Source organism: Roseovarius sp. A46 (assembly GCF_004126395.1).
Lineage (GTDB): Bacteria > Pseudomonadota > Alphaproteobacteria > Rhodobacterales > Rhodobacteraceae > Roseovarius > Roseovarius nitratireducens.
Genome location: NZ_PVWS01000025.1, coordinates 26,320 through 50,075, shown reverse-complemented (window position 1 = coordinate 50,075; position 23,756 = coordinate 26,320). Strand labels below are relative to the sequence as shown.

Below are 23,756 nucleotides of genomic sequence, written 5' to 3'. Positions count from 1 at the left end.
ACCTTCTTCTTCATCGCATCACGCAGGCTGGGAAAGGCGGGCTGTTTCGGCATCGGCAGGACTCCTCTGGCGGACGCCCCAAACCTATCAGATTAGGCAGAAAGTCGCAGGTTTTTCAGACGTTCCTCAAAGGCATGCTTTCCTGCATCTGCAATACGATGGCGGCGCGCGGCCCGATTGCCAGACTCTGTGAATGGGCTTTCCCCGCTTGTCACCATGAGACCGGTTTCAATGAAGTAGCTCTTCAGACGCTCAAACGTATTCGGTGTGATCTTGTACAGACCGCTGGTATCAAAAGTAGCCAGTTCTGCAGCCAGCGACGACCCAATGGCCATGCAAGACGCGTCAACATCAATGCTGTAATAGTATTCGTCGCTATAATCGTAAGTCCGCCAATCTAGATTGCTATAAAAAGACGGAAAAGCGCTGATCCACGTGCATCTGATACGTGCGTAGGTGGACGATACGGGCGATCCATACTCCTGTTTAGACCTTGGCATAAGGTCAATTTCCAACGGGGTGTCCGGTTCTGGAACGGGCGGCAGTGCCAGTTCGATCTCTAGGTGACCTATTGCGTCACGGAACTTCGCATTTTCCTTTCGTACCTCATTGATCTCATTCAAGATTGCTGCGCTTGCTGTGGTGTCGCCTCTAACCCATCCCACTGCAGGCCGCGTGGCCTTTACATTGTCGAGTGCTTCGCGAACCGCGTGTTTCAGGTCCCCGGCAGTGGTCCAAGTTTTGCGCAGCCGCCCATTCTGAATCTCTTGAATAAACTTGCTCAGACGCGCCTTCCCCTCGTCCGTAGACTCGGTCTTCGCCGCTGGGATGCTACCGGGATCACCATGGAGCATAACCAATACTGGGATGTCCCGCGATCTTGCATAGTGATACTCTTTTTCGGTGTAGCTAATCCCATCAGCGGCAGGGGTGCCATACCGTCCTGCGACAATCAGGACATAGTAGTCGCACTTGTCGATCAAGGTTTTGATGAATTCAAACTGATCCTGATCGGCGGCCGGGAACGACTCCATTTGGACTGGGAAGTCCCCTGCGCTCAAGACGGCATCTTGGACCGCTTGTCGCTCCTCTTTCAGGTCTTCGAAGGTGGAACTGATGAATATCGAAAATCGTTTGTCTGTGCTCATGCACTGAATGTCCCCCGGTCAAGATCAAATGGCAAGGACTTGCTGAACACCAAGTAGCAGCTTCGGCCACCTCCTCTGAAATCTCAATTTCCGTGCCCGCTTGGCCGATTTTATCTGCCATTTCGAACCTGCTTCTCATCTACGTAATCACTCTTATTGGCAAAAATACTACAAGCCGGGCGCCAACTGCCCCCCCATCACCTCTCTTGCCCCGGCGCGGGTTCCGCGTCATGATGCCCGCTTGAGGAGGCCGGTCCATGCGCAAGTTTCTCGTGGTGCTCGACGATAGCCGCGAATGTCTCAACGCCATTCGCTTTGCGGCAATGCGCGCGGCGCATACCGGCGGCGGCGTCGAGGTGCTCGCGGTGATTCCGCCCGAGGAATTCAACCACTGGATCGGCGTGGGCGACATCATGCGCGAAGAGGCCCGCGAACGCATCGAGGCGCATTTCGAGGTGTTTGCCAAGTGGATGCGCGACAAGCAGGGGGTCGACCCCGAGTTGGCCATCCGCGAGGGCGAGCCGGTTGCCGAGATCATGGCGCAGGTCCGTGACGACCCCGATATCGGGGTGCTCGTGCTCGGCGCCGCCTCGGACAAGAAGGGGCCGGGGCCGCTGGTCACGCAACTGACCCGAAATGCCGGCGGGCTGCCGATCCCGATCACCATCGTGCCGGGCGACCTCAGCAAGGACCGGCTCGAGGCGATCACCTGAGCGCCGCGAACCTCGCGGTTCGGTGCCCGAACCTGTCGTTTCGCACCGGTCCGCGCATGTTTAGAATCGTTCCAAACCTTGACTCGCGGCCCGCCCGCGCGCATATCTGCCTAAGCTGAAAAAGGGGCCTCCCATGTTCATCCAGACCGAATCCACACCCAACCCCGCGACGCTCAAGTTTCTCCCGGGCCAGGCCGTGCTCGAAGGCGGCACCGCCGATTTCCCGAGCGCGGAAGGGGCCGAGGCCTCGCCTCTGGCGGCGCGAATCTTTCGCGTCCCGGGGATTGCAGGGGTGTTCCTGGGCAATGACTTCGTCACCGTGACCAAGGCAGACGATACCGAGTGGGACCATGTAAAGCCGGCCATCCTCGGCGCGATCATGGAGCATTACCAATCCGGCCAGCCGGTCATGTCCCAAGAGGGTGGCGGCGCCTCCGGCCACGCGGACCACAGCGGCGAAGACTCGGAAATCGTAGGCCAGATCAAGGAGTTGCTCGATACCCGCGTGCGCCCCGCCGTGGCGCAGGACGGTGGCGACATCACCTTTCACGGGTTCGAGCGCGGCGTGGTCTATCTCCATATGCAAGGCGCCTGCGCGGGCTGCCCGTCCTCGACCATCACGCTGAAGATGGGCATCGAGAACCTGCTGCGCCACTACATCCCCGAGGTGACAGAGGTGCGCCCCGTTGGGCTCTGAACCCCTGACATTGGGCTTCGACACGTCGGCCGCGCATTGCGCGGCCGCTTTGCTGTCGGGTGGGCGGGTTCTGGCCGCCCGCGCCGAAGAGATGGGCCGCGGCCAGGCCGAGCGGCTGATGCCGCTTCTTGAGGAGGTGCTGGCCGAGGGGGGCGCGGCGTGGCGCGATCTCGACCGGATCGGCGTCGGCATCGGCCCCGGCAATTTCACCGGCATCCGCATCTCGGTGGCCGCGGCAAGGGGGATGGCGCTGTCTCTGGATATTTCTGCTTTTGGAATCAGCACTTTCGACGTGATCCGCGCGCTGGGAGAGGACGGCACGCCTGCTGTTCCCGCGCCGCGTGGCATGGTGCACGTCCTTGGCGCTGGCGCGGTCCCGGCGCTGATCCCTGCGTCCGACGTATCCGATCCCGTCGGGCCGCCGCCACCCTCGGAGATGGCGCGGATGATCGCGCTGCTGGCCCGCGATGTCCCCGCCGATGCGCCGCCGCCTGCGCCGCTCTATGTACGGCCCGCCGATGCCGCGCCCGCCCGAGACGTACCGCCTGTGATCCTCGATGACGCCTGAGACCCTGTCCGCCACCCACGCCCGCGCCTTCGCGGGGCAGGGGCGGGGATGGTCGGCGGCGGAATTCGCGGCCCTGCTGGACAGCCCGTATACCTTTGTCGTGGGCGATGCGCGCGCCTTTGCCCTTGGCCGGGCAATCGCGGACGAGGCGGAATTGCTGACGCTGGCCACCGATCCGGGGCATCGGCGTGCGGGGTTGGGGCGCGCATGCCTTGCCCGATTCGAGGCCGAGGCGAAGGCGCGCGGGGCGGTGCGCGGCTTTCTCGAGGTGGCCGCCGACAACGCGGCGGCCTGCGCCCTCTACGCCGCCGCCCGTTGGCGCAAATGTGCGTGCCGCGCGGGCTATTATCCGCGCGCGGGCGGCATAGCGGTGGACGCGCTGATCCTGGAAAAGCATCTCGGTTAAGCCGCGCGTCTTCGCGCTTTGCGAAAGACGCTTTCCGGCAACAAGAATTTACCACCTGTCCGGGGTCCAAACCGTGCCGCTCCCTTGCATATCGTGGCGGCATGGGGCTAACAATCATCATGCAGATTTATCTCCCCATCGCCGAGGTTTCGGTCAACGCCTTCCTGCTGTTGGGGCTTGGCGGGATCGTGGGCGTGCTGTCGGGCATGTTCGGGGTTGGCGGCGGTTTCCTGATGACGCCACTTCTGTTCTTCATCGGTATCCCGCCCGCCGTCGCCGTGGCGACCGAGGCCAACCAGATTGTCGCCTCGTCGTTTTCGGGCGTGCTGGCGCATCTGCGACGAAAGACCGTCGATCTGAGGATGGGCACGGTGTTGCTCGTGGGGGGGCTCTTCGGCGCGGCGCTGGGCGTGGTGCTGTTCAACTACCTGAAATCGCTGGGTCAGGTCGATCTGCTGGTGAAGCTGTGTTACGTCGTCTTTCTCGGCGTGATCGGCGGGATGATGTTCATCGAGAGCCTGCGCGCGATCCGCAATACCCGCCGGGGGGCTGCCCCGAAGCGCAAGAAGCACGGATGGGTACACGGGCTGCCCTTCAAGATGCGGTTTCGCACCTCGGGGCTCTATATCTCGGTGATCCCGCCGCTGCTGGTCGGGGTGGCGGTGGGTGTGCTCGCCGCGATCATGGGTGTGGGCGGCGGCTTCATCATGGTGCCGGCGATGATCTACCTGCTGGGGATGCCGACCAAGGTGGTGGTGGGCACGTCGCTGTTTCAGATCATCTTCGTCACCGCCTTTACCACGCTCCTGCACGCCACCACCAATTTCACCGTTGATATCGCGCTGGCGGTGCTCTTGCTCGTGGGAGGCGTGATCGGTGCGCAGTTCGGCACCATGATCGGCACGCGGATGAAGGCCGAGCAACTGCGTATCCTGCTGGCAGTGATGGTGCTCGTGGTCTGCGGCAAGCTGGCCTTTGACCTGCTGGTGATGCCGTCGGAGCTCTATTCCATCGCCTCGGGCGCGGGGGGGCACTGATGCTGCGCCTCGCGCTCCTCCTGTGTCTGGTGACGTTGCCCCTGCGCGCCGAGGAGGTGGTGCTGGGCCTGTCGCGGGACCGGGTGGCGATCACCGCCACGTTCGAGGGCTCGGACATCCTCATCTTCGGTGCGGTCAAGCGCGAGGCACCGATCTCGGAGGTGCCGCTCGGCGTGGTGATCACCGTGGCCGGGCCGTCGCAGCCGGTGCAGGTCCGGCGCAAGGAGCGCCGCTTCGGCATCTGGGTCAATACCGACGCTGTCGATCTCGACGCCGCGCCCACCTTTTACGCGGTTGCCACGAGCGGGTCGCTCGATCAGGTACTGACCGAGACCGAAGACCTGCGCCACCGGGTCTCGATCCCGCGCGCGATCCGCTCGGTTGGCGCGGCGAGCATGGCCGAGGATGCCGAGAGGTTTACCGACGCACTCATCCGCATCCGCGAGCGCACGGATGCCTACCAGCTATTGGAGAACGCCGTTGCCCTCGACGAGCAGACGCTGTTTCGCACCGCGATCAGCCTGCCCGCCAACCTCACCGAGGGAGCCTACAAGACCCGGATTTTCCTCACCCGCGAGGGGCGCGTGGTGTCGCAGTTCGAGACGGTGATCGACGTGCGCAAAGTGGGGCTGGAGCGTTGGCTCTTTACCCTGTCGCGGCAGCAGCCGCTGGCCTATGGGCTGATGTCTCTGGCGATCGCCATCGCCGCGGGCTGGGCTGCGTCGGCCGCGTTCCGGGTGCTGCGGCGCACCTGAGACACGCGGGCGAAGGGCGCTCAGGCGACACCCGCCGCGCGCCATTGGCGCACCATCTCTGCCGGTGTGCTGTCGCCGGGGGTGAACCGGTGCAGCGCGGCGAGGCGGCGGCAATCGAGGGTGATGCGCTGATGCGCGCCCTGGGGCGCGGGGCGGGTCTCGATGTGCGCCCCCGCGGCCTGTGCCAGCGCCGTCATCGCCACCGGGTCCGGCGCGGCGATGTTGAGCGCCTCGGGCAGTGGCCCGGGATGGCGGCACAGCGTGGCGAGGACGGTGGCGAGCGTCGCGGGGCCGATATAGGAGCGCACCGGCCCGCCGCCATCGGCGAAGCGGTCGATCACCACCGCGCCGCCCGGCCCGGTGCGCGCCACGTTGAGCAAGAGCGCATCCGCCCCCGCCACGTTGCCGATGCGCAGGGCGCAGATGTCGAGGCCGCGCGCGCGCCACGGCGCGCAGGCGGCCTCCATCTCCAGCTTGGCGGCACCGTAGGCGTTGACCGGGGCGCAGGGGGTGTCCTCGGTGAACGGAGTAGTGCCGCCCGCGCCGTAGACCGCCGAGGACGAGGCCAGGAGCACGCGGGTCACGCCCGCGCGCAGGCCCGCGTCGAGCGTGGCCTCGGCAATGTGGCGGTTGAGGCCGAGATCCCGCCCCGGCCCCGGCGTTATGCCTGCGAGCGCCACGATTGCGGCGGGGCGGCGGCCCGTCTCTGCGATATGGGTGAAGAGCGCGCCCGGCCCGTCGAGCGGATCCCATGCCAGCGCGCCCGGCGGGCCGGGGCGGCGGTATTGCGGGATAAGCGCGAGGTCGGGGGCCACCTCCGGCCAGCAGGCGCACAGCATCCGCCCGACGCGGCCCGAAGCCCCGGTGAGAAGGATGGATGTGTCCGCCTTGTCGGTCATTCCCGGCCCGTCCGTTCGCTTTGATGCCGGGCCCGCCCGGGCATTCGCCCCCACCCGTCTAGCAAGCAACGTGGCGCACCGACAAGAGACGCGTGCCGGGCGATGCTTGCCCCGGGTATGGGGATCGGCTAGCGTCCGGTCTTGCAGGGGAGTCCCGCCTTGGGGACTGAGAGGCTGACAGGTGGTGACACCGGTGATGCGACCCTTTGAACCTGACCCAGTTGATACTGGCGTAGGAAGCTGAGGAACCGCGCGCACCGCTGGTGGTCTGCCGGTTCCGAACCGGGATCGCGACCTGCGCCCCGATGCTCCCCGGCCACGGCTCATCTGGTCTCTTTGGCACCGTGCAACGAGGAGCACCAAGCATGACCATCCCTAACCAAGATATGTCCCCCAACGTGACCACCGGCCCCTTGCCCGCGTCGCGCAAGATTTACGTTGCAGGCTCACTACACCCGAAAATCCGCGTGCCGATGCGCGAGATTTCCACCCATCCGACGGCGGGCGAGGGGCCGCTGCCGGTCTATGACAGTTCGGGCGCCTATACCGACCCGGAGGCTGCGATCGACGTGGGTCGGGGGCTGCCGCCCCTGCGCCGCGAGTGGATCATGGCGCGCGGGGACGTGGCGGGGTATCCGGGCCGCCGCGTGAGGCCGGAGGATAACGGCTTTGTCACCGGTGACCGGCTGGTGCCGGAGTTCCCGATGCGGGCGGAGCCCCTGCGCGGCACGGGGGGTGCCGCGCCGACGCAACTGGCCTATGCGCGGGCGGGGATCATCACGCCGGAGATGGAGTTCGTCGCCATCCGCGAGAACCAGTTGCGCGAGGCGAGCGTAGCGGCGCGCGACGGCAACGACTGGGGCGCGAACATTCCTGACTATGTGACCCCGGAATTTGTCCGGTCCGAGATCGCGGCGGGCCGCGCCATCATCCCCGCCAATATCAACCACCCCGAGCTTGAGCCGATGATCATCGGCCGCAATTTTCTGGTCAAGATCAACGCCAACATGGGCACCTCCGCCGTCACCTCGTCGATGGAAGAGGAGGTGGAGAAACTGGTCTGGGCGATCCGCTGGGGGGCCGATACGGTGATGGACCTCTCCACCGGGCGCAACATCCACAACACCCGCGAATGGATCATCCGCAATTCCCCCGTCCCTATCGGCACGGTGCCGATCTACCAGGCGCTGGAAAAGGTGAACGGTATTGCAGAGGACCTGACATGGGAGGTGTTTCGCGACACGCTGATCGAGCAGGCCGAACAGGGCGTGGATTACTTCACCATCCACGCGGGCGTGCGCCTGCACATGGTGCCGATGACGGTGGAGCGGGTGACGGGGATCGTGTCGCGCGGCGGCTCGATCATGGCCAAATGGTGCCTGCACCATCACCGCGAGAGCTTCCTCTACGAGCATTTCGAGGATATCTGCGACATCTGCCGCCAGTACGACGTGAGCTTTTCGCTGGGCGACGGGCTGCGCCCCGGCTCCATCGCCGATGCCAACGATGCCGCGCAGTTTGCCGAGTTGGAGACGCTTGGCGAACTCACGAAAATCGCCTGGGGCCGCGATTGCCAGGTGATGATCGAGGGGCCGGGCCATGTGGCGATGCACAAGATCAAGGAGAACATGGACAAGCAGTTGGAGTGCTGTGACGAGGCGCCGTTCTACACCCTCGGGCCGCTCACCACCGACATTGCGCCAGGCTATGACCATATCACCAGCGGCATCGGCGCGGCGATGATCGGCTGGTTCGGCTGCGCGATGCTGTGCTACGTCACGCCCAAGGAGCACCTTGGCCTACCCGACCGCGACGACGTGAAAACCGGGGTTATCACCTACAAGATCGCGGCCCATGCCGCCGATCTGGCCAAGGGGCTGCCCGGTGCGCAACGGCGCGATGATGCGCTTTCGCGCGCGCGGTTCGAATTCCGCTGGGAGGATCAGTTCAACCTCTCGCTCGATCCCGAAACGGCGCGTGATTTCCACGACCAGACCCTGCCCAAGGAGGCGCACAAGGTGGCGCATTTCTGCTCGATGTGCGGGCCGAAATTCTGTTCGATGCGGATCAGCCACGACATCCGTGCCGAGGCGCAGAAAGAGGGCATGGCGGCGATGGCCGAGAGGTACCGTGAAGGCGGCGATCTCTACATGCCGCTCGGCAGTGGCGAAGACGGCTAGAGCGTGTCGCGTTCATTCGCATTCACGCGACACGCTCTAACTTCTTGATTTCGCATGTTCAAGGAGCTCAAAACCGGTTCCCACTTTTGAGCAACATGCTTTAAAACGGAAAACGCCGCCCGGGGATGATCCCCGGGCGGCGCTTGTTCTGTCCCTCGCGTGCGACCGGCGTCAGGCCGCGAGCGCCTTCTTCGCCTGATCGACGATGGCGGCGAAGGCCGACGGTTCGTGCACGGCGAGATCGGCGAGCACCTTGCGATCCACCTCGACTCCGGCGAGGCTCAGCCCGTTGATGAAGCGCGAATAGGTCAGCGATTCGTCCTGGGCGCGCACGGCGGCGTTGATCCGCTGGATCCACAGCGCGCGGAAATTGCGCTTGCGGTTCTTGCGGTCGCGCGTGGCGTACTGGTTGGCCTTGTCGACAGCCTGGGCGGCCACCTTGAAGGTATTCTTGCGGCGGCCGTAATAGCCTTTGGCCGCGGTGGTGACTTTCTTGTGGCGAGCGTGGGTAACGGTCCCACCTTTGGTGCGTGACATCTCTCAAATCCTCCTTAACGCGAATACGGCATCATAGGCTTGATGATCTGCTCATCGGCCTTGCTCAGCGTGGTCGTGCCACGCGCGTTGCGGATGAATTTGTTGCTGCGCTTGATCATCCCGTGGCGCTTGCCCGCCTGGGCGGTGATGATCTTGCCAGTGGCGGACACCTTGAACCGCTTCTTGCAGCTCGACTTGGTCTTCATCTTGGGCATTTCCGGCTCCTTTGTAGGTCGGTCGTCCCGCTCGTCTCGGCATGCCTCTTCGGGCCGGACCAGCGGATTGAGCGCGCCGTATACGCCAGCATCGGGCATTGTGCAAGAGCGGCCAGCGCGGCGATCACGGCAGGTAGCGGGCCATCACGTTGAGGATGACGGCGGGCAGCTCTGCGAACGTGTAGCCGCCGGGCTTTTGCGAGATCGCCCAGATGATCATCCCGCCCGCGATCACAAGCACCAGAGCGCCGACGCGCGGTGTGCGCGCCTCCGACAGCGCCGAGAGCAGCGAGGGCACGGAAAAGACGCCGAGCACCAGCCCGATCGCCATCGCCAGATCCGCATCCATCGAAACACCCCCCGCAGGACACCTGCAACAGCGTGATTATCCCGGATCGGTGGCGTAGATCAAACTTTCCTTGCAGGGTGCGATGCGCAGGATGTTGGTGGTGCCGGGCACGTTGAAGGGCACGCCCGCGGTAACGACGATCTGGTCGCTCTCGTCGGCATAGCCCTGCGCACGCGCCGCGCGCGCGGCGTTGAGCACCGCCAGCTTGAACCGGGTGAGCTGTTCGGTCATCACGCAGTTCACCCCCCAGGTCAGTGCCAGGCGTCGGGCGGTGGTGCGCAGGCTGGTGAGCGCGATGATCGGCACATGCGGACGCTCGCGCGCCGTCAGCAGCGCGGTTGTTCCCGATTCGGTGTAACAGCAGATCGCCTTGATATCGGTGGTCTCGGCGATCTCGCGCGCTGCCACGACGATGGCGTCGGCGATGCTCTGGCGGTTGACGCGGCGGCTGGCCTCGATCACCTCGTGATAGGTCGGGTCGCTTTCCACCTCGCGCGCCACGTTGTCCATCGTGGTTACCGCCTCCACCGGGTAATCGCCCGCCGCCGATTCGGCCGAGAGCATGATCGCGTCCGCCCCCTCGTAGATGGCGGTGGCCACGTCCGAGACCTCGGCGCGGGTGGGCATCGGGCTCTCGATCATCGATTCGAGCATCTGCGTTGCGACGATCACCGGCTTGGCCGCCGCGCGGCACTTGCGCACCAGCCGTTTCTGGATCGGTGGCACGTTCTGCACCGGCAGTTCCACGCCGAGATCGCCGCGCGCCACCATGATCCCGTCCGAGACGGCGAGGATGTCGTCAAAGCACGTCACCGCGGCCGGTTTCTCGATCTTCGACATGATCGCGGCACGCCCCCGCACCAGCGTGCGCGCCTCGTTCACGTCCTCGGGGCGCTGCACGAAGCTGAGCGCGAGCCAGTCCACGCCAAGCTCGCAGGCGAATTCCAGGTCGGCGCGGTCCTTGTCCGACAGCGCAGCCACGGGCAGCACCACGTCGGGCACGTTGACGCCCTTGCGGTTGGAAATGATTCCCCCCACGATCACCTCGCATTCGGCGAAATCGGCGGCGCATTCCTTCACCCGCAGCCGGATCTTGCCATCGTTGACCAGCAGGTTCGCCCCCGGCTCCAATGCCGCGAAAATCTCTGGATGCGGCAGGCAGACGCGGGTGGCGTCCCCCTCCGCCTCGTCGAGGTCGAGCCGGAACGCCGCGCCCTCGATCAGTTCCTCCTCGCCGCGGGCAAAGGTGCCGACTCGCAGTTTCGGGCCCTGCAGGTCGGCGAGGATGGCAATGGGGCTGTTCATTTCCGCCTCGATCTCGCGGATGATGCGATGGCGCTCGGCGATCTCGTGGTGCTCGCCGTGGCTCATGTTGAGGCGGAACACGTCCGCGCCAGCCTCGTGCAGCGCGCGGATGGTGGCGTAATCGGACGAGGCCGGGCCGAGCGTGGCCACGATCTTGACATTGCGATGCCGTCTCATCTGCTGTCCTCCTGCTGAAATTCGGAATTGTTATCGCTAACGGCGCGTCGGGGGCGTTATGACCCAATTCCCTTTTCCCGGCAACTGTCCTAGAGCAGGCGGACACCAAATACCAACCCGGATCATGCATCAACCATATCACATCGAGGGCGGATCGCGCCCCGCCCGCTGGCTCGTGACCTGCGATCACGCCACCAACGCAGTGCCCGACTTCGTCGGCGGTGGCAGCCTTGGCATTTCCCCTTCGGACATGGCGCGCCACATCGCCTATGACGTGGGCGCGGCAGGCGTGGCCCGGGCGCTGGCCGCCGCGCTCGACGCCCCGGCGATCCTGTCGAATTTCTCGCGGCTGGTGATCGACCCGAATCGCGGCGAGGACGATCCCACGCTGATCATGAAGCTCTATGACGGTACGGTGATCCCGGCCAACCGGCACGTTAGCGACGAGGATTTCTCGCGCCGGCTGAACCGGCTTTACCGGCCCTATCACACGGCGCTGGCCGAGTTGGCGGCGCGGCGCGCGGACACGGTGATCGTCTCGGTCCACAGTTTCACGCCGCAATTCCGGGGCCGTCCGCCGCGCCCGTGGCATATCGGGCTGCTCTACGCCGCCGATACGCGGCTGGCCCGGCCGCTGGTCGCGCGGCTGCGCGAAGAGCCCGATCTCTGCGTCGGTGACAACGAGCCCTATGGCGGCCACCTGCCCGGAGACAGCATCGCCCGCCACGCCATTGCCTTTGAGCGGCCCAACGTGCTGATCGAGCTGCGCAACGACCTGATCGAGACGCGCGAGGCGCAGGCGGCCTGGGGCGCGCGGCTGGCGCTGGTCCTCGCCGAGGTGGCCGCGCGGGTGGGTGTCTGAGGGGCCTTGCGCGGCGTGCCCGCCCGGCCCATCTTTGCACCAAAGGGAGAGAGACCATGGACGACCAGACCCGGACCGAGCTGGAGGCCGCCGCGTTTCGCAGGCTGCGTGCCCACCTGATGGACAAGCGCACCGACGTGCAGAATATCGACCTGATGAACCTCGCGGGGTTCTGCCGCAATTGCCTGAGCCGCTGGTATCAGGAGGCCGCGCACGAGCGCGGCATCGAGATGTCCAAGGAAGAGGCGCGCGAGATCTATTACGGGATGCCCTATGCCGAGTGGAAGGCGCGTTACCAGACCGATGCCGACGCCGAGAAGAAGGCAGCGTTCGATGCCGCCTTCGCGGAAAACGTCGGCGAAAGCGGGTAGGGGGTCTTCTTGGCAGAAAGACTCATGATCCCGCCCATGCGACCGGGCCGGACGCCATGAACGGCGGCTACCGGCTGCATTACGCGCCCGACAACGCCTCGCTCATCGTGCGGCTCGCGCTCGAGGAGTTGGGCGCGCCCTACCAGACCGTTCTGGTGGATCGCCGGGCGCGGGCGCAGAAGTCTTCGGCCTATCTGGCGCTCAACCCCGCGGGGCTGATCCCTGTGCTGGAGACGCCGGACGGTCCGGTGTTCGAGACCGGCGCAATCCTTTTGTGGCTGGCGGACCGGCATGGCGCGCTGGTCCCCGCCCCGGGCGATCCGGAGCGCGCCGTGGTTCTTAAATGGCTGTTTTTCCTGTCTAACACGCTGCATCCGGCTCTGCGCATGATTTTCTATCCCGATCAATACGCAGGTGCGGACCGGGTCATGCAGGCGGCGCTGCGCGCGCATATGCAGGGCGAGGCGGTGCGCCATCTCGACATGGTCGACCGCGCGGCGGACGCCCACCCGGCGCTGTTCAGCGGCGCGGCGCCGGGTGTGCTCGGGCTCTATCTCGGCCCTGCCTTGCGCTGGGCCGCGCTCTACCCGGCGGGCGACACCGACTGGTTCGACCTGTCGCGCTGGCCACGGCTCGGGGCGCTGGCCCGCGATCTGGAGGCCCGCGACAGCACCCGCGCCGCCATCGCCGCCGAGGGGTTGGGGGATCAGCCCTTCACCGCCCCGGAACATCCCGATCCGCCGGAGGGCGCGGCGCTTTGAGCCGCGTGCATGTCATCCACACGGCACCGAACGGTCGCTTTCGGACAAGTGGTGCGGCGGGAAAGACCGGATAACGCACGCGATCAGGGAGCGCGCATCATGTTTCTGTCCGTCTTCGAGATGTTCAAGGTCGGCATCGGCCCGTCCTCGTCACACACGATGGGGCCGATGGTGGCCGCCGCGCGCTTTCTCGACCGGATGCGCGCCGAGCCATTCCATTATGCGGGCCTAAAGGGGTCGCTGCATGGCTCGCTCGCCTTTACCGGGATCGGCCACGCGAGCGACCGGGCGACGATCCTCGGGCTCGCGGGCTTTCGCCCCGATACCTATGATGCCGAGGCCGCCGAGGAGGTGCTCGAACAGATTCGCGAGACCCACAAGGTCACGCCGCCGGGACTGCCGGAGTTGAAATTCCACCCCAAGGACGATCTGCAATTCGATTTCGGGCCGAACCTGCCCGGTCATGCCAACGGCATGATCCTGATGGCGACGGATTCGCAGGGCGACGTGATCCTGCAAGACACCTATTATTCCATTGGCGGCGGCTTCGTGATGACCGAAGCCGAGCTGGCCGCTGGCCGCAACACCGACGAGGGCGACCCGGTGCCCTATCCGTTCAAGTCGGCGGTCGAGATGCTGGAGATGGCCGAACGCTCGGGCAAGAGCATCGCCGAGATGAAGCGCGCCAACGAGGTTGCCCGGGGCGGGCCGGAGAACCTGCGCTCTGGCGTGGCGCGCATCTGGCAGGTGATGGACGATTGCATCGAACGGGGGCTGAATTGCGATGGCGTGTTGCCCGGCGGGCTGGGCGTCAAGCGCCGGGCCATGGGTATCCGCGACGCGCTGATCGCCGAGCGCGGCACCAACCTGAGCGCCCCGCACAAGATCAACGACTGGATGAGCGCCTACGCGATGGCCGTCAACGAGGAGAACGCCGCCGGCGGGCAGGTGGTGACGGCCCCCACAAACGGCGCGGCAGGCGTTGTGCCGGCGGTCATCAAGTACTGGTTGGAGCATGTGCCGGGCGCGCATGAGGGCCGGATCGAGGATTTCCTGCTGACCGCGGCCGCCATCGGCGGGCTGGTAAAGTTCAATGCGTCGATCTCGGGCGCGGAGGCAGGATGCCAGGCCGAGGTGGGCAGCGCCTCGGCGATGGCGGCGGCCGGGCTCTGCGCGGTGCTGGGCGGTACGCCGCAGCAGATCGAGAACGCCGCCGAGATCGCGCTGGAGCATCACCTCGGCATGACCTGTGACCCGGTGAAGGGGCTCGTGCAGGTGCCCTGCATCGAGCGCAACGGGCTGGGCGCGATCAAGGCCGTTTCGGCGGCGTCGCTGGCGCTGCGGGGGGACGGTACGCATTTCGTGCCGCTCGACGCCTGCATCGAGACCATGCGCCAGACCGGCGCGGACATGAGCGAAAAGTACAAGGAAACCTCGCTGGGCGGGCTGGCGGTGAACATCCCCAATTGCTGAGGGTATGTGCGCGGGTTTTCGCCTGGCGCGGTACATCCCGGCGGCTGCCCGGGCGGGTTACGGCCACGCACGCAGCTTTCCGGGCGCCACGGCCTTTGCCACCGGCTTACATCGTTTCGAGGCAGTGCCGCCGGAACGCGCGTTTGAGCAGGTCCAGTTCCTCGCGCAGGAGTGCGATCTCGGCCCGCAGGTCGTAGGCGAGCGCGTCGCCCGCCACCAGCGCGAAGCTGTCGAGCACCGTGCCGCTGTCCCGGTCGCGGATAACGAAGGTCTGCACCCCGTCGGCGATCCGGTCGGCGGGCACCGGCACGCGCAGCACCCAGTCGGCGCTGTCGGGGCGGGCGATCACTTCGACCCCGGCGAGCGGCTCCTGCTGGTGCGTCACCTCGATCTCGGGCGGCGCGGCACCGGGCTCGGGACCGGCGAGCACGCCCTCCCAGACGCCTTCGAACAGCCGGGTCTTGGTCAGGGTCCAGTCGCTCATTGCGGTGTCCTTTGTCAGAGAGCCGCGCGCAGGCGGCGGCTGAAGGTGACGTCGCGCAGCGTGACCTGGCTCATCGCCGGGTTCTCGAAGATCAGGTCGATCCACGCGCGTTCGAGCCGTTTCTCGTTGAGGCTGGAATAGGCGAGGTCGAATTCGACCGTGTTCTCCTGCGCGTCAAGCGGCAGTTTGCGGATGATCTGCTCGGTATTGGGGCCGTGGCGGACATTGAGCCGGGCAAAGATTTCCAGCGGCTTTTCCATGTCGATGATGGTGTCGAGCCGCACGAGGTGACGCTTGGTCATGCCCTCGATCGCCTCTGGCGGCAGGTCGATCGCCAGCGACAGGAACGAGCCGTCGAAGGCGAACGTGTCCATGCGTAACCCATAGGGCGCGAGATCGGATTCGCGGGTGTTGCGCACCTGCCGCAGCGACAACTCGGAATGGGCGCAATCGTGAAACAATGTCACTCCGCGTCCCAGCGTCGTGCGCGATGGCACCGAGGCCAGGCCCGGCACGGGCAGCGGCAGGCGCCAGATCTCGGGCCGCCACGACCAGTCGGTGCCGTGGGGCCGGGGAAAGGCGTTCGAGCCCACGACCGGCAGGGCAAGGCGGTGGTCGGCCACGGCGAGCGCCTCTTGCAGGAAATGCAAGAGCCGTGCGCCCCCCGAGCGGATGCGGCGCAGCTCGTCGAGGCTCATGTCCGGGGCGCCGCGGGCGGCCCTGCGCCAGGCACGCATCGCGCGGCGATGCAGGACGGTGTCGAGCAGTTTCATGCGGGGCGCACCTTTGAATACCCTGTCGCGCACGGCAGAGGCCGCGACGTTACCATGACAGGAATGTGCATAGCATTAATCCGAAACGGGAAACAATCGCGCGAAGAAGCCGCGGCGTTGTGTCTTCGCCGCAGTCGCTTCCGCCCCGGTCTCCGCCCCGGTTGTCGTCTCGGCCTCGACCTCTGTGTCAGTATCCGCTTCTGCCGGTGCCTCCGGCGCCCGCCCGGACAGCCCGGCTGCGAGATCGGCGAGCAGCAGGCGGCCCTCGCGCCCGGCAAGCGCGCTGCCCTCGGGGGCGTAGAGCGAGAGGCTCGCGAGGTGCCCGCCAACCGAGCGCGCGCCGCGCCAGTGGCGCGGGTCGCCGCCGGGCAACACCGCCTCGCCGCCCTGCATCACCTGCACATAGGCAAGACCCGCCTCCTGCCCCTGCGCGCCCACCGGCGCCGGGGCTATGGCGGCGACGAGGCCCTCGGCGTCGGGCGGGGCGGCGTCACGGGCTTGCCGCATGACCGAGACGGTCATCAGCGCTGGCGCCGCGGTCTGGCCCGGCGTGCCGGCCAGTTGCGCGCACGGGGCCAGCAGTGCAAAGCCGCCGCCACCGGCGAGGCTGCGCAGGCTGCCGTCATCGATGCAATAGCCGCGCGGCGCGCTCACCCGCACCGCGCCCGCGCCAAGCACGATCTCCTTTACCGGGCGTTGCGGGTTATCGGCGACGGGGCCGAGACATCCGGGCAGCGCGAGCAGAAGCGCGGCGCAGGCGAGAGCGCGCCGCGCGCCGGGTTCAGATATCCACGTAGACATGGGATTCGGCCTGCGCGCCGGGATGGGTGACAGCGCCCTTGTAGGTCGGCCCCACGAGCTGCGCGTATTTCCACAGCGCACCGGCGGTATACATCGTCTTGCGCGGGCCGGTCCATGCCTCGCGGCGGCGGGCAAGCTCCTCGTCCGACAGATCGACCGACAGTTGCCCCTTGATCGCGTCGATGGTGATCGTGTCGCCCGTCTCGATCAGCGCGATGGGCCCGCCCTGCGCGGCCTCGGGGCCGACATGGCCCACGCAGAAGCCGCGCGTCGCGCCCGAAAAGCGGCCATCGGTGATAAGCGCCACCTTCTTGCCCATGCCCTGCCCCGAAAGGGCGGCGGTGGTCGACAGCATTTCCCGCATCCCCGGCCCGCCCGCGGGCCCCTCGTTGCGGATGACGATCACCTCGCCCTCATCGTAGCTGCGCGCCTTGACGGCGGCAAAGGCGTCCTCCTCGCATTCGAACACGCGCGCCGGTCCGGTAAAGACCTGATGCTCGGGCGCAATACCCGCGACCTTGACGATGGCCCCCTCGGGCGCGAGGTTGCCCTTGAGCCCGACGACGCCGCCGGTTTTCGTGAGGGGGGCGTCGATGGTGTGGATGACGCGGCCATCGGCCTCGCGCGTGATAAGCTCGAGTTCCTCGCCGATGGAGCGGCCGGAGGCGGTGATGCAATCCTCGTGGATGAGCCCCGCCTTGCGCAGCTCCTTCATCACCACGGGGATGCCGCCCGCGTCAAAGAGATCCTTGGCGACGAATTGTCCGCCCGGCTTCAGATCGACGAAATAGGGCGTGTCGCGGAAGATTTCGCAGACATCTTCGAGGAAGAAGTCGATCCCCGCCTCGTGGGCGATCGCGGGCAGGTGCAGCCCGGCATTGGTGCTGCCGCCGGTGCAGGCCACCACGCGCGCCGCGTTCTCCAGGCTCTTGCGGGTGACCACGTCGCGCGCGCGGATGTTGTTTGCCAACAGCTCCATCACCGCGCGGCCAGATGCCTCGCCATACTGGTCGCGGCTCTCGTAGGGGGCGGGCATACCGGAGGAATTCATCAGCGCCAGCCCGATCGCCTCGGAAACGCAGGCCATCGTGTTGGCGGTGAACTGCCCGCCACAGGCCCCCGCCGAGGGGCAGGCCACACGTTCGAGCATCTCGAGCGCGGCATCCGACAGCGTGCCGTTCTGGTTGCGGCCGACCGCCTCGAACATGTCCTGCACCGTCAGATCGCGCGAGCGGAAATCCTCGGGAATCTCGTCCACCTGCGGCGCGCGGCCCGGCAGGATCGAGCCGCCATAGATGAACACCGACGGCACGTTGAGCCGCACCATGGCCATCATCATCCCGGGCAGCGACTTGTCACAGCCCGCCAGCCCCACCAGCGCGTCGTAGCAATGACCGCGCATGGTCAGCTCCACCGTGTCGGCGATGGCCTCGCGGCTGGCGAGGCTCGAGCGCATCCCCTCGTGGCCCATCGCGATTCCGTCGGTGACGGTGATGGTGGTAAACTCGCGCGGGGTGCCATGCGCCTCCTTGACGCCGCCCTTGACGGCCTGCGCCTGGCGGCTGAGCGCGATGTTGCACGGTGCGGCCTCGTTCCAGCAGGTTGCGACGCCGACGAGGGGCTGATGGATCTCGGTCTCGGTCATGCCCATCGCGTAGTAGTAGGACCGGTGCGGGGCGCGCGCGGAGCCCTCGGTCACGTAGCGGCTGGGCAGTTTGGACTTGTCGAAGCGGGTCATCTGGGGCCTCTCGGGATTGGCTGGCGATTTTCGGCTGGCATCCGGTCTAGGCCAGCGCGCGGCGCGGGGCAAGCCGATTGCACCCCCACCCGCACCCCGCTAGCGTGCCCGCCATGCGTTACGCCGCCCACGAGATCCTGGTCGCCCCCGCACGCCCCTCCGCAGGACTGGGGCGGCTGGCGGCGGGTATCTGCCTGACCGTGGCCCTGTTCTTCCTGTTGAGCATCATGTGGTCGGGGCTGTTGCCGGTGATATTCGGTGTCGAGCGCTGGGCCCGGATCGTGCCCGGGGTCGAGACGGCGACGACGCCCACGGGCGTGCTGATCAATCTCGCCACCTTCGGCCTGCTGATCGTGGCGCTCGCACTCAGTCTGCGCGCGGTGCACCGGCGGGGCCTCATGAGCCTCGTGGGGCCGCTGCCGCGCGCGACGCGGCAGTTCGGGCGGGCGTTACTCGCGGTTGCGGCGCTCCACGCCATCATTGCCCTCGTGCCCCTGCCCGAGGCGATGGCGCTCGAGCGCAACCTTGCCGCCGCGACATGGGCGATGCTGCTGCCGTTGGGGATTGCCGGGCTGTTTTGCCAGGTCTTCGCCGAGGAGGTGGCGTTTCGCGGCTACCTGCAAACCCAGCTTGCCGCGCGCTTCACCTCGCCGGTGATCTGGATGTCGCTGCCCGCGCTCGGCTTCGGGCTGCTGCATTTCGACAGTGTTACCTACGGCGCGAATGGCTGGCTGGTGATGGTCTGGGCCACGGGGTTCGGGCTGGCCGCCGCCGATCTGACCGCACGGTTCGGCACGCTGGGGCCGGCTACGGCGCTGCATTTCGTCAACAATTTCAGCGCCATCCTCGTGGCCGCGCCGAAGGGGCAGTTCGACGGGCTGGCGCTCTATGTCTTTCCCTTCTCGCTGGGCGAAGAGGGCGCGGTGCTGGCGGTCCTGCCCACGGATATCCTGATGCTGCTCTGTAGCTGGCTGGCGATCCGGCTGGCCCTGCGCGGCTGATTGCATTTCGTGCGCCGCCCGCTTAAGTGAGGGCAGGATCAGCGACAGGACCCGGCCCGCGATGAACTGGATCACCAATTACGTGCGCCCGCGCATCAACTCGATCTTCTCGCGCCGCGAGATGCCCGAGAACCTGTGGACGAAATGCGACGAGTGCGGGACGATGCTGTTTCACCGCGAGTTGTCCGGCAATCTCAACGTCTGCACCAGTTGCGGCTACCACATGGGGATCACGCCGCGCGCGCGCTTTGCCGCGCTGTTCGACGGGGGCGTGTTTACCGAGGTGGCGGTGCCCGCGCCCACGCCCGACCCGCTGCAATTCCGCGACCAGAAAAAATACCCCGACCGGCTGCGCACAGCACAGAAAACCACCGGCGAGAAGGAGGCGATGCTCGTTGCCACCGGCGAGATCGGTCGCACGCCGATCGTCGCGGCGGCGCAGGATTTCAGCTTCATGGCCGGGTCGATGGGCATGTATGTGGGCAACGCGATCATCGCCGCCGCCGAGCAGGCGGTGCAGCTCAAGCGCCCGCTGATCCTGTTTTCCGCGGCGGGCGGCGCGCGGATGCAGGAGGGCATCCTGTCCCTCATGCAGATGCCGCGCACCACCGTGGCGGTGCAGATGTTGCGCGAGGCCGGGCTGCCCTACATCGTGGTGCTGACCCATCCCACCACCGGCGGCGTCACCGCCTCCTACGCCATGCTGGGCGATGTGCACATCGCCGAGCCGAACGCGCTGATCTGTTTCGCCGGGCCGCGCGTGATCGAACAGACCATCCGGGAGAAGCTGCCCGAGGGTTTCCAGCGTGCCGAATACCTGCTCGAGCACGGGATGCTCGACCGGGTGACGCCACGCACCGAGTTGCGCGATGACCTGATCACCATCACCCGCATGCTGATGGGCCTGCCGCCCGCGGTGAAGGCCGACCTGCCCGCACCCGCGCCGCTCGCGATCGAGGCACAGGCCACGGACGACGCGGAAAAATGAGCGCGGCCACATCGGACCTCATCCTGTCGCGGATGATGGCGCTGCACCCCAAGATCATCGACCTGACGCTCGACCGCATGTGGCGGCTTCTTGATGCGCTGGGCAATCCGCAGGATCGGCTGCCGCCGGTGATCCACATCGCGGGCACCAACGGCAAGGGCTCGACGCTCGCCATGATCCGGGCGGGGATCGAGGTGGCGGGAAAGACCTGCCACGCCTATACCTCGCCGCACCTGGCACGGTTTCATGAACGCATCCGGCTGGCCGGGGACCTGATCGCCGAGGATCACCTGACGGCGGTGCTTGACGAGTGCGAGGCCGCCAATGGTGGCGTGCCGATCACCTATTTCGAAATCACCACCTGCGCAGCCCTCCTCGCCATGTCGCGGGTCGAGGCGGATTACACGCTGCTGGAGGTGGGGCTTGGCGGACGGCTCGATGCGACCAACGTGATCGCACGGCCCGCGCTCACGGTCATCACCCCGGTGTCGATGGATCACGAAGGCTTCCTCGGCGACACGCTGGCCGCGATCGCGGGCGAGAAGGCTGGGATTATCAAGCGCCTCGTGCCGTGCGTCGTCGGCCCGCAGGACGACGCGGCGATGGACGTGATCGAGGCGCGCGCCGCACGGCTGGGCGCGCCGCTGCTGGCCCATGGCCAGCACTGGAATGTGCAGCAGGAGCGCGGGCGGCTCGTCTACCAGGACGAGCACGGCCTGTGCGACCTGCCGCTGCCGAACCTGCCCGGCGCGCACCAGGTGGAGAACGCGGGTATCGCGCTGGCCGCGCTGCGGGCGCTGGGGCTGGGCGAGGCGGCGCTCGAAGGCGCGGTCACGCGGGCCGAATGGCCCGCGCGGATGCAGCGGCTGGCATGGGGTCCGCTGGTGGACGCGGCGGGCGACGCGGAGCTTTGGCTCGACGGCGGGCACAACCCCGCCGCCGGGCACGCACTGGCGCGGCACCTTGCGGGCCTTGCCCCCCGGCCCACCTACCTCGTCTGCGGGATGCTCAACACCAAGGATGTCTCGGGCTACCTCGCGCCGCTGGCGCGGGTGGCGCAGGGCCTCACCGCCGTGTCCATTCCCGGCGAGGCCAACACCCTGCCCGCCGATGCCACGGCGCAGGCCGCGCGCGGCGTCGGGATGGACGCGCGGATGGCTGAAAGCGCGCTGGCGGCGGTGGAGGAGATCGTCGCCCGGGTGCCGCGCGCGCGCATCCTGATCTGCGGCTCGCTCTACCTCGCGGGCGGCATCCTGCGCGAAAACGGCTGACCGGGCGGACAGCGAGCAGCGGTCAGCGCCTCAGAACGCCTCGGGCCGCGCCTCGCGCGCCATGTGGTCGAGCACGGCATTGACGAATTTCGGCTCGCGCCCCTCGGGATAGAACGCCTTGGCCACCTCGACATATTCCATGATGACCACCTTGGGCGGCGTGCCCTTCTGGCCCATCTCGGCCCCAGCGGCGCGAAACAGCGCGCGCAGAACCGGGTCGATCCGCGCGATTGGCCATTTCGCCACCAGCGCGCGATCGGTCATCTGGTCGATCTTGCCCTGCCAGTTCACCGCCTCGTCGAGGATCAGCCCGAATAGCCCGGCATCGCCCTCGGCCATCTCCACGCCCTCGTCGATCTCGGCACCGAAACGATGCTCGAGAAACTCGCGCCGCACCGCGTCGCTGCCCTGTCCCGATTGCTCCATCTGGTAGAGCGCCTGCACGGCATAGAGCCGGGCCGCGGATTTCATGCTGTGTCTGCCCGGCCGTGCCGGGGCGCTGTCGTCGCTCATGCCTTGGGGTCGTCCTTCGTCTCGCCCGCGATGCGGTACTCGTCGGTGGCGGGCTTGAATCCCACCCCCTTGCGCGGGCCGCCCCATTTACGGGCCAGTGCCACCAGATGCAAGGCCGCCGCCGCGGCGCCCGCGCCCTTGTTCATCTCGCCCGGATCGGCGCGCACCTCTGCCTGCGCGCGGTTCTCCACCGTCAGGATACCGTTGCCGATGCACAGCCCCTGCAACCCCAACAGCATCAGCCCGCGCGAGCTGTCATTGCACACCGTCTCGTAATGCGTGGTTTCGCCCCGGATCACGCAGCCCAGCGCCACGTAGCCGTCAAAGTTGGACATCCGCTCGGCAATCCCGATGGCCGTCGGCAGCTCCAGCGCGCCGGGCACCTCGGCGATCTCGTGGGTCGCGCCCGTGGCCTCGATCTCGGCAACCGCGCCCTTGATCAGGTTGTCGGCGATGTCGCGGTAGAACGGCGCCACCACGATGAGCAGCTTCACCGGCGCGTCGAATTCGGCGCGCGGCATGGTGTATTCGTGCTCGGCCATGTCCTCACTCCTTGCTCAGCGGGTGCGTGCCCTCGATGGTGATGCCATAGGCATCGAGGCCCAGGTAGCGCGTATCGGGGCTGTCGGTCAGCAGCACCAGCCGGTGAATCCCCAGCACCGCCATGATCTGCGCGCCAAGCCCGGTATGCTTGATCGTGCGCGGAGCATCCTCGTCGGCCATCTCGCCGGCCAGCTTGGGCCGGGGCTGCCGGAACAGGAACACCGCGCCGCGCCCCTCGCGGGCGATGATCTCCATCGCGCGCGGCAGCTTGCCCGCCGGGCCGTGGCCCGCCTGCGCGCCGATGCCCAGCACGTCCTCCAGCGCGTTGAGCGCATGCGCCCGCGTCAGCACGGGTTCGCCGTCGGTCACGTTGCCCTTGGTCAGCACGACATGCTCGGTCCCGGTGATCTGGTCGGCGAAGATGCGCATGTCCCATTCGCCGCCGTGGCACGAGGTGACGCGCTCGCGCCCGGTCTCGATCACCAGGTTGTCGTGGCGGTGGCGATAGGCGATCAGGTCCGAGATGGTGCCGATCTTGAGGTTATGCTCGGCGGCGAACTCGATCAGGTCGGGCAGCCGCGCCATGCTGCCATCCTCCTTCATGATCTCGCAGATCACGCCTGCCGGATTCAGCCCCGCCAGCCGCGCGATATCCACCGCCGCCTCGGTGTGGCCTGCGCGCACCAGCACCCCGCCGCGCCGCGCGCGCAGCGGGAAAACATGCCCCGGCGTGGCGATATGGGCGTGCGTGTTCTGCTCGTTGATCGCGGTGGCGATGGTCAGCGCCCGGTCTTGGGCGGAAATGCCGGTGCTCACGCCCTCGCGCGCCTCGATCGAGACGGTGAACGCGGTCTCGTGGCGCGAAGAGTTGTTCACCGCCATCATCGGCAGACCCAGCCGGTCGATCCGCTCCGGTGTCATCGGCAGGCAAATGAGGCCGCGCCCGTGGGTGGCCATGAAATTCACCGCCTCCGGCGTGGCGAATTCGGCGGCGATCACCAGGTCGCCCTCGTTCTCGCGGTCCTCGTGATCGACGAGGATCACCATCCGCCCCGCGGCGATTTCGGCAATGATCTCCTCGGTCGGAGAGATCGCGTGGCTCAGATCGGATTCCACCGGCCCCGGCGTCTCGAATGCGGCTCTCTCAGACATCGCGCGCCCCCTTGTCTCAACCCGTGCCAGATAACGCAG

The 23,756-nt window shown here is 66.9% G+C and carries 27 protein-coding genes and 1 riboswitch; of the genes, 14 read left to right on the top strand and 13 right to left on the bottom strand.

The features are described 5' to 3' along the window. Window positions 1–92: 92 nt before the first annotated feature. Entirely contained in the window at window positions 93–1,148 is a 1,056-nt protein-coding gene (locus tag C6W92_RS13185; protein ID WP_129433962.1) for a DUF4062 domain-containing protein, read from the bottom strand. Window positions 1,149–1,405: 257 nt separating this feature from the next. Between C6W92_RS13185 and C6W92_RS13180 the strand changes: the two genes are divergently transcribed. From C6W92_RS13180 to C6W92_RS13155, 6 genes are all read left to right on the top strand, one after another. Continuing rightward, window positions 1,406–1,861 carry a universal stress protein gene (locus C6W92_RS13180; protein ID WP_104017146.1) on the top strand — a complete coding sequence of 152 codons (456 nt, stop codon included), beginning with the start codon at window positions 1,406–1,408 and terminating at the stop codon, window positions 1,859–1,861. A 133-nt stretch (window positions 1,862–1,994) separates the two neighbouring features. After that, window positions 1,995–2,558, top strand: coding sequence for a NifU family protein (locus C6W92_RS13175; RefSeq protein WP_104017147.1), 564 nt, complete (start codon window positions 1,995–1,997; stop codon window positions 2,556–2,558). After that, a complete protein-coding gene (gene tsaB, locus C6W92_RS13170; RefSeq protein ID WP_129433960.1) occupies window positions 2,548–3,126 on the top strand; it encodes a tRNA (adenosine(37)-N6)-threonylcarbamoyltransferase complex dimerization subunit type 1 TsaB in 579 nt (192 codons plus the stop codon). The genes C6W92_RS13175 and tsaB overlap by 11 nt, the downstream gene beginning before the upstream one ends. Then, the gene (locus tag C6W92_RS13165) at window positions 3,116–3,532 is read left to right on the top strand and encodes a GNAT family N-acetyltransferase (protein WP_129433958.1); all 417 of its coding nucleotides are present in this window, start codon (window positions 3,116–3,118) and stop codon (window positions 3,530–3,532) included. The genes tsaB and C6W92_RS13165 overlap by 11 nt, the downstream gene beginning before the upstream one ends. A 119-nt stretch (window positions 3,533–3,651) precedes the next feature. Next, window positions 3,652–4,569 carry a sulfite exporter TauE/SafE family protein gene (locus tag C6W92_RS13160; RefSeq protein ID WP_129433956.1) on the top strand — a complete coding sequence of 306 codons (918 nt, stop codon included), beginning with the start codon at window positions 3,652–3,654 and terminating at the stop codon, window positions 4,567–4,569. Then, window positions 4,569–5,324, top strand: coding sequence for a TIGR02186 family protein (locus tag C6W92_RS13155; protein ID WP_164989237.1), 756 nt, complete (start codon window positions 4,569–4,571; stop codon window positions 5,322–5,324). The genes C6W92_RS13160 and C6W92_RS13155 overlap by 1 nt, the downstream gene beginning before the upstream one ends. Window positions 5,325–5,344: 20 nt before the next feature. Here the strand turns inward: C6W92_RS13155 and C6W92_RS13150 are convergent, their stop codons facing one another. Beyond that, window positions 5,345–6,223: an NAD-dependent epimerase/dehydratase family protein gene (locus C6W92_RS13150; RefSeq protein ID WP_129433952.1), complete on the bottom strand. Its 879-nt coding sequence runs from the start codon at window positions 6,221–6,223 to the stop codon at window positions 5,345–5,347. Window positions 6,224–6,358: 135 nt separating this feature from the next. Further along, a riboswitch (TPP riboswitch) is annotated at window positions 6,359–6,479 on the top strand. Window positions 6,480–6,588: 109 nt separating this feature from the next. Between C6W92_RS13150 and thiC the strand changes: the two genes are divergently transcribed. Next, entirely contained in the window at window positions 6,589–8,403 is a 1,815-nt protein-coding gene (thiC, locus tag C6W92_RS13145; protein WP_129433950.1) for a phosphomethylpyrimidine synthase ThiC, read from the top strand. A gap of 171 nt (window positions 8,404–8,574) precedes the next feature. Here thiC and rplT read toward each other — a convergent pair whose 3' ends face one another. The 4 genes from rplT to pyk form a co-directional block, all read right to left on the bottom strand. Continuing rightward, a complete protein-coding gene (gene rplT / locus C6W92_RS13140) occupies window positions 8,575–8,940 on the bottom strand; it encodes a 50S ribosomal protein L20 (RefSeq protein ID WP_104017154.1) in 366 nt (121 codons plus the stop codon). Between the two features lie 14 nt (window positions 8,941–8,954). Continuing rightward, window positions 8,955–9,155, bottom strand: coding sequence for a 50S ribosomal protein L35 (gene rpmI / locus C6W92_RS13135; protein WP_129433948.1), 201 nt, complete (start codon window positions 9,153–9,155; stop codon window positions 8,955–8,957). Between the two features lie 124 nt (window positions 9,156–9,279). Further along, window positions 9,280–9,504, bottom strand: a complete 225-nt coding sequence (locus tag C6W92_RS13130; protein ID WP_129433947.1) for a hypothetical protein — start codon at window positions 9,502–9,504, stop codon at window positions 9,280–9,282. A 36-nt stretch (window positions 9,505–9,540) separates the two neighbouring features. Further along, the gene (gene pyk, locus C6W92_RS13125; protein WP_104017157.1) at window positions 9,541–10,986 is read right to left on the bottom strand and encodes a pyruvate kinase; all 1,446 of its coding nucleotides are present in this window, start codon (window positions 10,984–10,986) and stop codon (window positions 9,541–9,543) included. Between the two features lie 124 nt (window positions 10,987–11,110). Between pyk and C6W92_RS13120 the strand changes: the two genes are divergently transcribed. From C6W92_RS13120 to C6W92_RS13105, 4 genes are all read left to right on the top strand, one after another. Continuing rightward, window positions 11,111–11,848 carry an N-formylglutamate amidohydrolase gene (locus tag C6W92_RS13120; RefSeq protein ID WP_129433945.1) on the top strand — a complete coding sequence of 246 codons (738 nt, stop codon included), beginning with the start codon at window positions 11,111–11,113 and terminating at the stop codon, window positions 11,846–11,848. A 56-nt stretch (window positions 11,849–11,904) separates the two neighbouring features. Continuing rightward, complete coding sequence (locus tag C6W92_RS13115) at window positions 11,905–12,219, top strand: DUF1244 domain-containing protein (RefSeq protein WP_129433943.1); 315 nt, start codon at window positions 11,905–11,907, stop codon at window positions 12,217–12,219. 56 nt (window positions 12,220–12,275) lie between these two features. After that, window positions 12,276–12,980: a glutathione S-transferase family protein gene (locus C6W92_RS13110; protein ID WP_129433941.1), complete on the top strand. Its 705-nt coding sequence runs from the start codon at window positions 12,276–12,278 to the stop codon at window positions 12,978–12,980. 99 nt (window positions 12,981–13,079) lie between these two features. Continuing rightward, window positions 13,080–14,453 carry an L-serine ammonia-lyase gene (locus C6W92_RS13105; protein WP_104017161.1) on the top strand — a complete coding sequence of 458 codons (1,374 nt, stop codon included), beginning with the start codon at window positions 13,080–13,082 and terminating at the stop codon, window positions 14,451–14,453. A gap of 106 nt (window positions 14,454–14,559) precedes the next feature. Here C6W92_RS13105 and C6W92_RS13100 read toward each other — a convergent pair whose 3' ends face one another. The 4 genes from C6W92_RS13100 to ilvD all read right to left on the bottom strand — a co-directional run bounded on the left by C6W92_RS13100 (window position 14,560) and on the right by ilvD (window position 18,249). Then, window positions 14,560–14,937 (bottom strand): hypothetical protein, encoded by a 378-nt coding sequence (locus C6W92_RS13100; protein WP_129433939.1) that lies wholly within the window; start codon window positions 14,935–14,937, stop codon window positions 14,560–14,562. 14 nt (window positions 14,938–14,951) lie between these two features. Next, a complete protein-coding gene (locus C6W92_RS13095; protein ID WP_129433937.1) occupies window positions 14,952–15,710 on the bottom strand; it encodes a DUF6478 family protein in 759 nt (252 codons plus the stop codon). A 75-nt stretch (window positions 15,711–15,785) separates the two neighbouring features. After that, window positions 15,786–16,511 carry a hypothetical protein gene (locus C6W92_RS13090; protein ID WP_129433935.1) on the bottom strand — a complete coding sequence of 242 codons (726 nt, stop codon included), beginning with the start codon at window positions 16,509–16,511 and terminating at the stop codon, window positions 15,786–15,788. Further along, a complete protein-coding gene (gene ilvD, locus C6W92_RS13085) occupies window positions 16,492–18,249 on the bottom strand; it encodes a dihydroxy-acid dehydratase (RefSeq protein WP_129433933.1) in 1,758 nt (585 codons plus the stop codon). The genes C6W92_RS13090 and ilvD overlap by 20 nt, the downstream gene beginning before the upstream one ends. Window positions 18,250–18,362: 113 nt before the next feature. Here ilvD and C6W92_RS13080 point away from each other — a divergent pair, with 113 nt between their 5' ends. The 3 genes from C6W92_RS13080 (at window position 18,363) to C6W92_RS13070 (ending at window position 21,509) form a co-directional block, all read left to right on the top strand. Then, a complete protein-coding gene (locus C6W92_RS13080; RefSeq protein WP_129433931.1) occupies window positions 18,363–19,250 on the top strand; it encodes a CPBP family intramembrane glutamic endopeptidase in 888 nt (295 codons plus the stop codon). A 61-nt stretch (window positions 19,251–19,311) separates the two neighbouring features. Then, entirely contained in the window at window positions 19,312–20,238 is a 927-nt protein-coding gene (gene accD / locus C6W92_RS13075; protein WP_129433930.1) for an acetyl-CoA carboxylase, carboxyltransferase subunit beta, read from the top strand. After that, the gene (locus tag C6W92_RS13070; RefSeq protein WP_129433928.1) at window positions 20,235–21,509 is read left to right on the top strand and encodes a folylpolyglutamate synthase/dihydrofolate synthase family protein; all 1,275 of its coding nucleotides are present in this window, start codon (window positions 20,235–20,237) and stop codon (window positions 21,507–21,509) included. The genes accD and C6W92_RS13070 overlap by 4 nt, the downstream gene beginning before the upstream one ends. Window positions 21,510–21,539: 30 nt before the next feature. On the opposite strand, the gene nusB is transcribed toward C6W92_RS13070, so the two are convergent. Genes nusB through ribB form a run of 3 tightly spaced genes read right to left on the bottom strand, consistent with a single transcriptional unit; the run spans window position 21,540 to window position 23,717 of the window. After that, a complete protein-coding gene (gene nusB / locus C6W92_RS13065) occupies window positions 21,540–22,022 on the bottom strand; it encodes a transcription antitermination factor NusB (protein ID WP_104017169.1) in 483 nt (160 codons plus the stop codon). Next, window positions 22,019–22,564: a 6,7-dimethyl-8-ribityllumazine synthase gene (locus C6W92_RS13060; RefSeq protein WP_129433927.1), complete on the bottom strand. Its 546-nt coding sequence runs from the start codon at window positions 22,562–22,564 to the stop codon at window positions 22,019–22,021. Before C6W92_RS13060 ends, nusB begins: the two co-directional genes overlap by 4 nt. A 4-nt stretch (window positions 22,565–22,568) precedes the next feature. After that, window positions 22,569–23,717: a 3,4-dihydroxy-2-butanone-4-phosphate synthase gene (ribB, locus tag C6W92_RS13055; protein WP_129433925.1), complete on the bottom strand. Its 1,149-nt coding sequence runs from the start codon at window positions 23,715–23,717 to the stop codon at window positions 22,569–22,571. Between the last annotated feature and the right edge of the window lie 39 nt (window positions 23,718–23,756).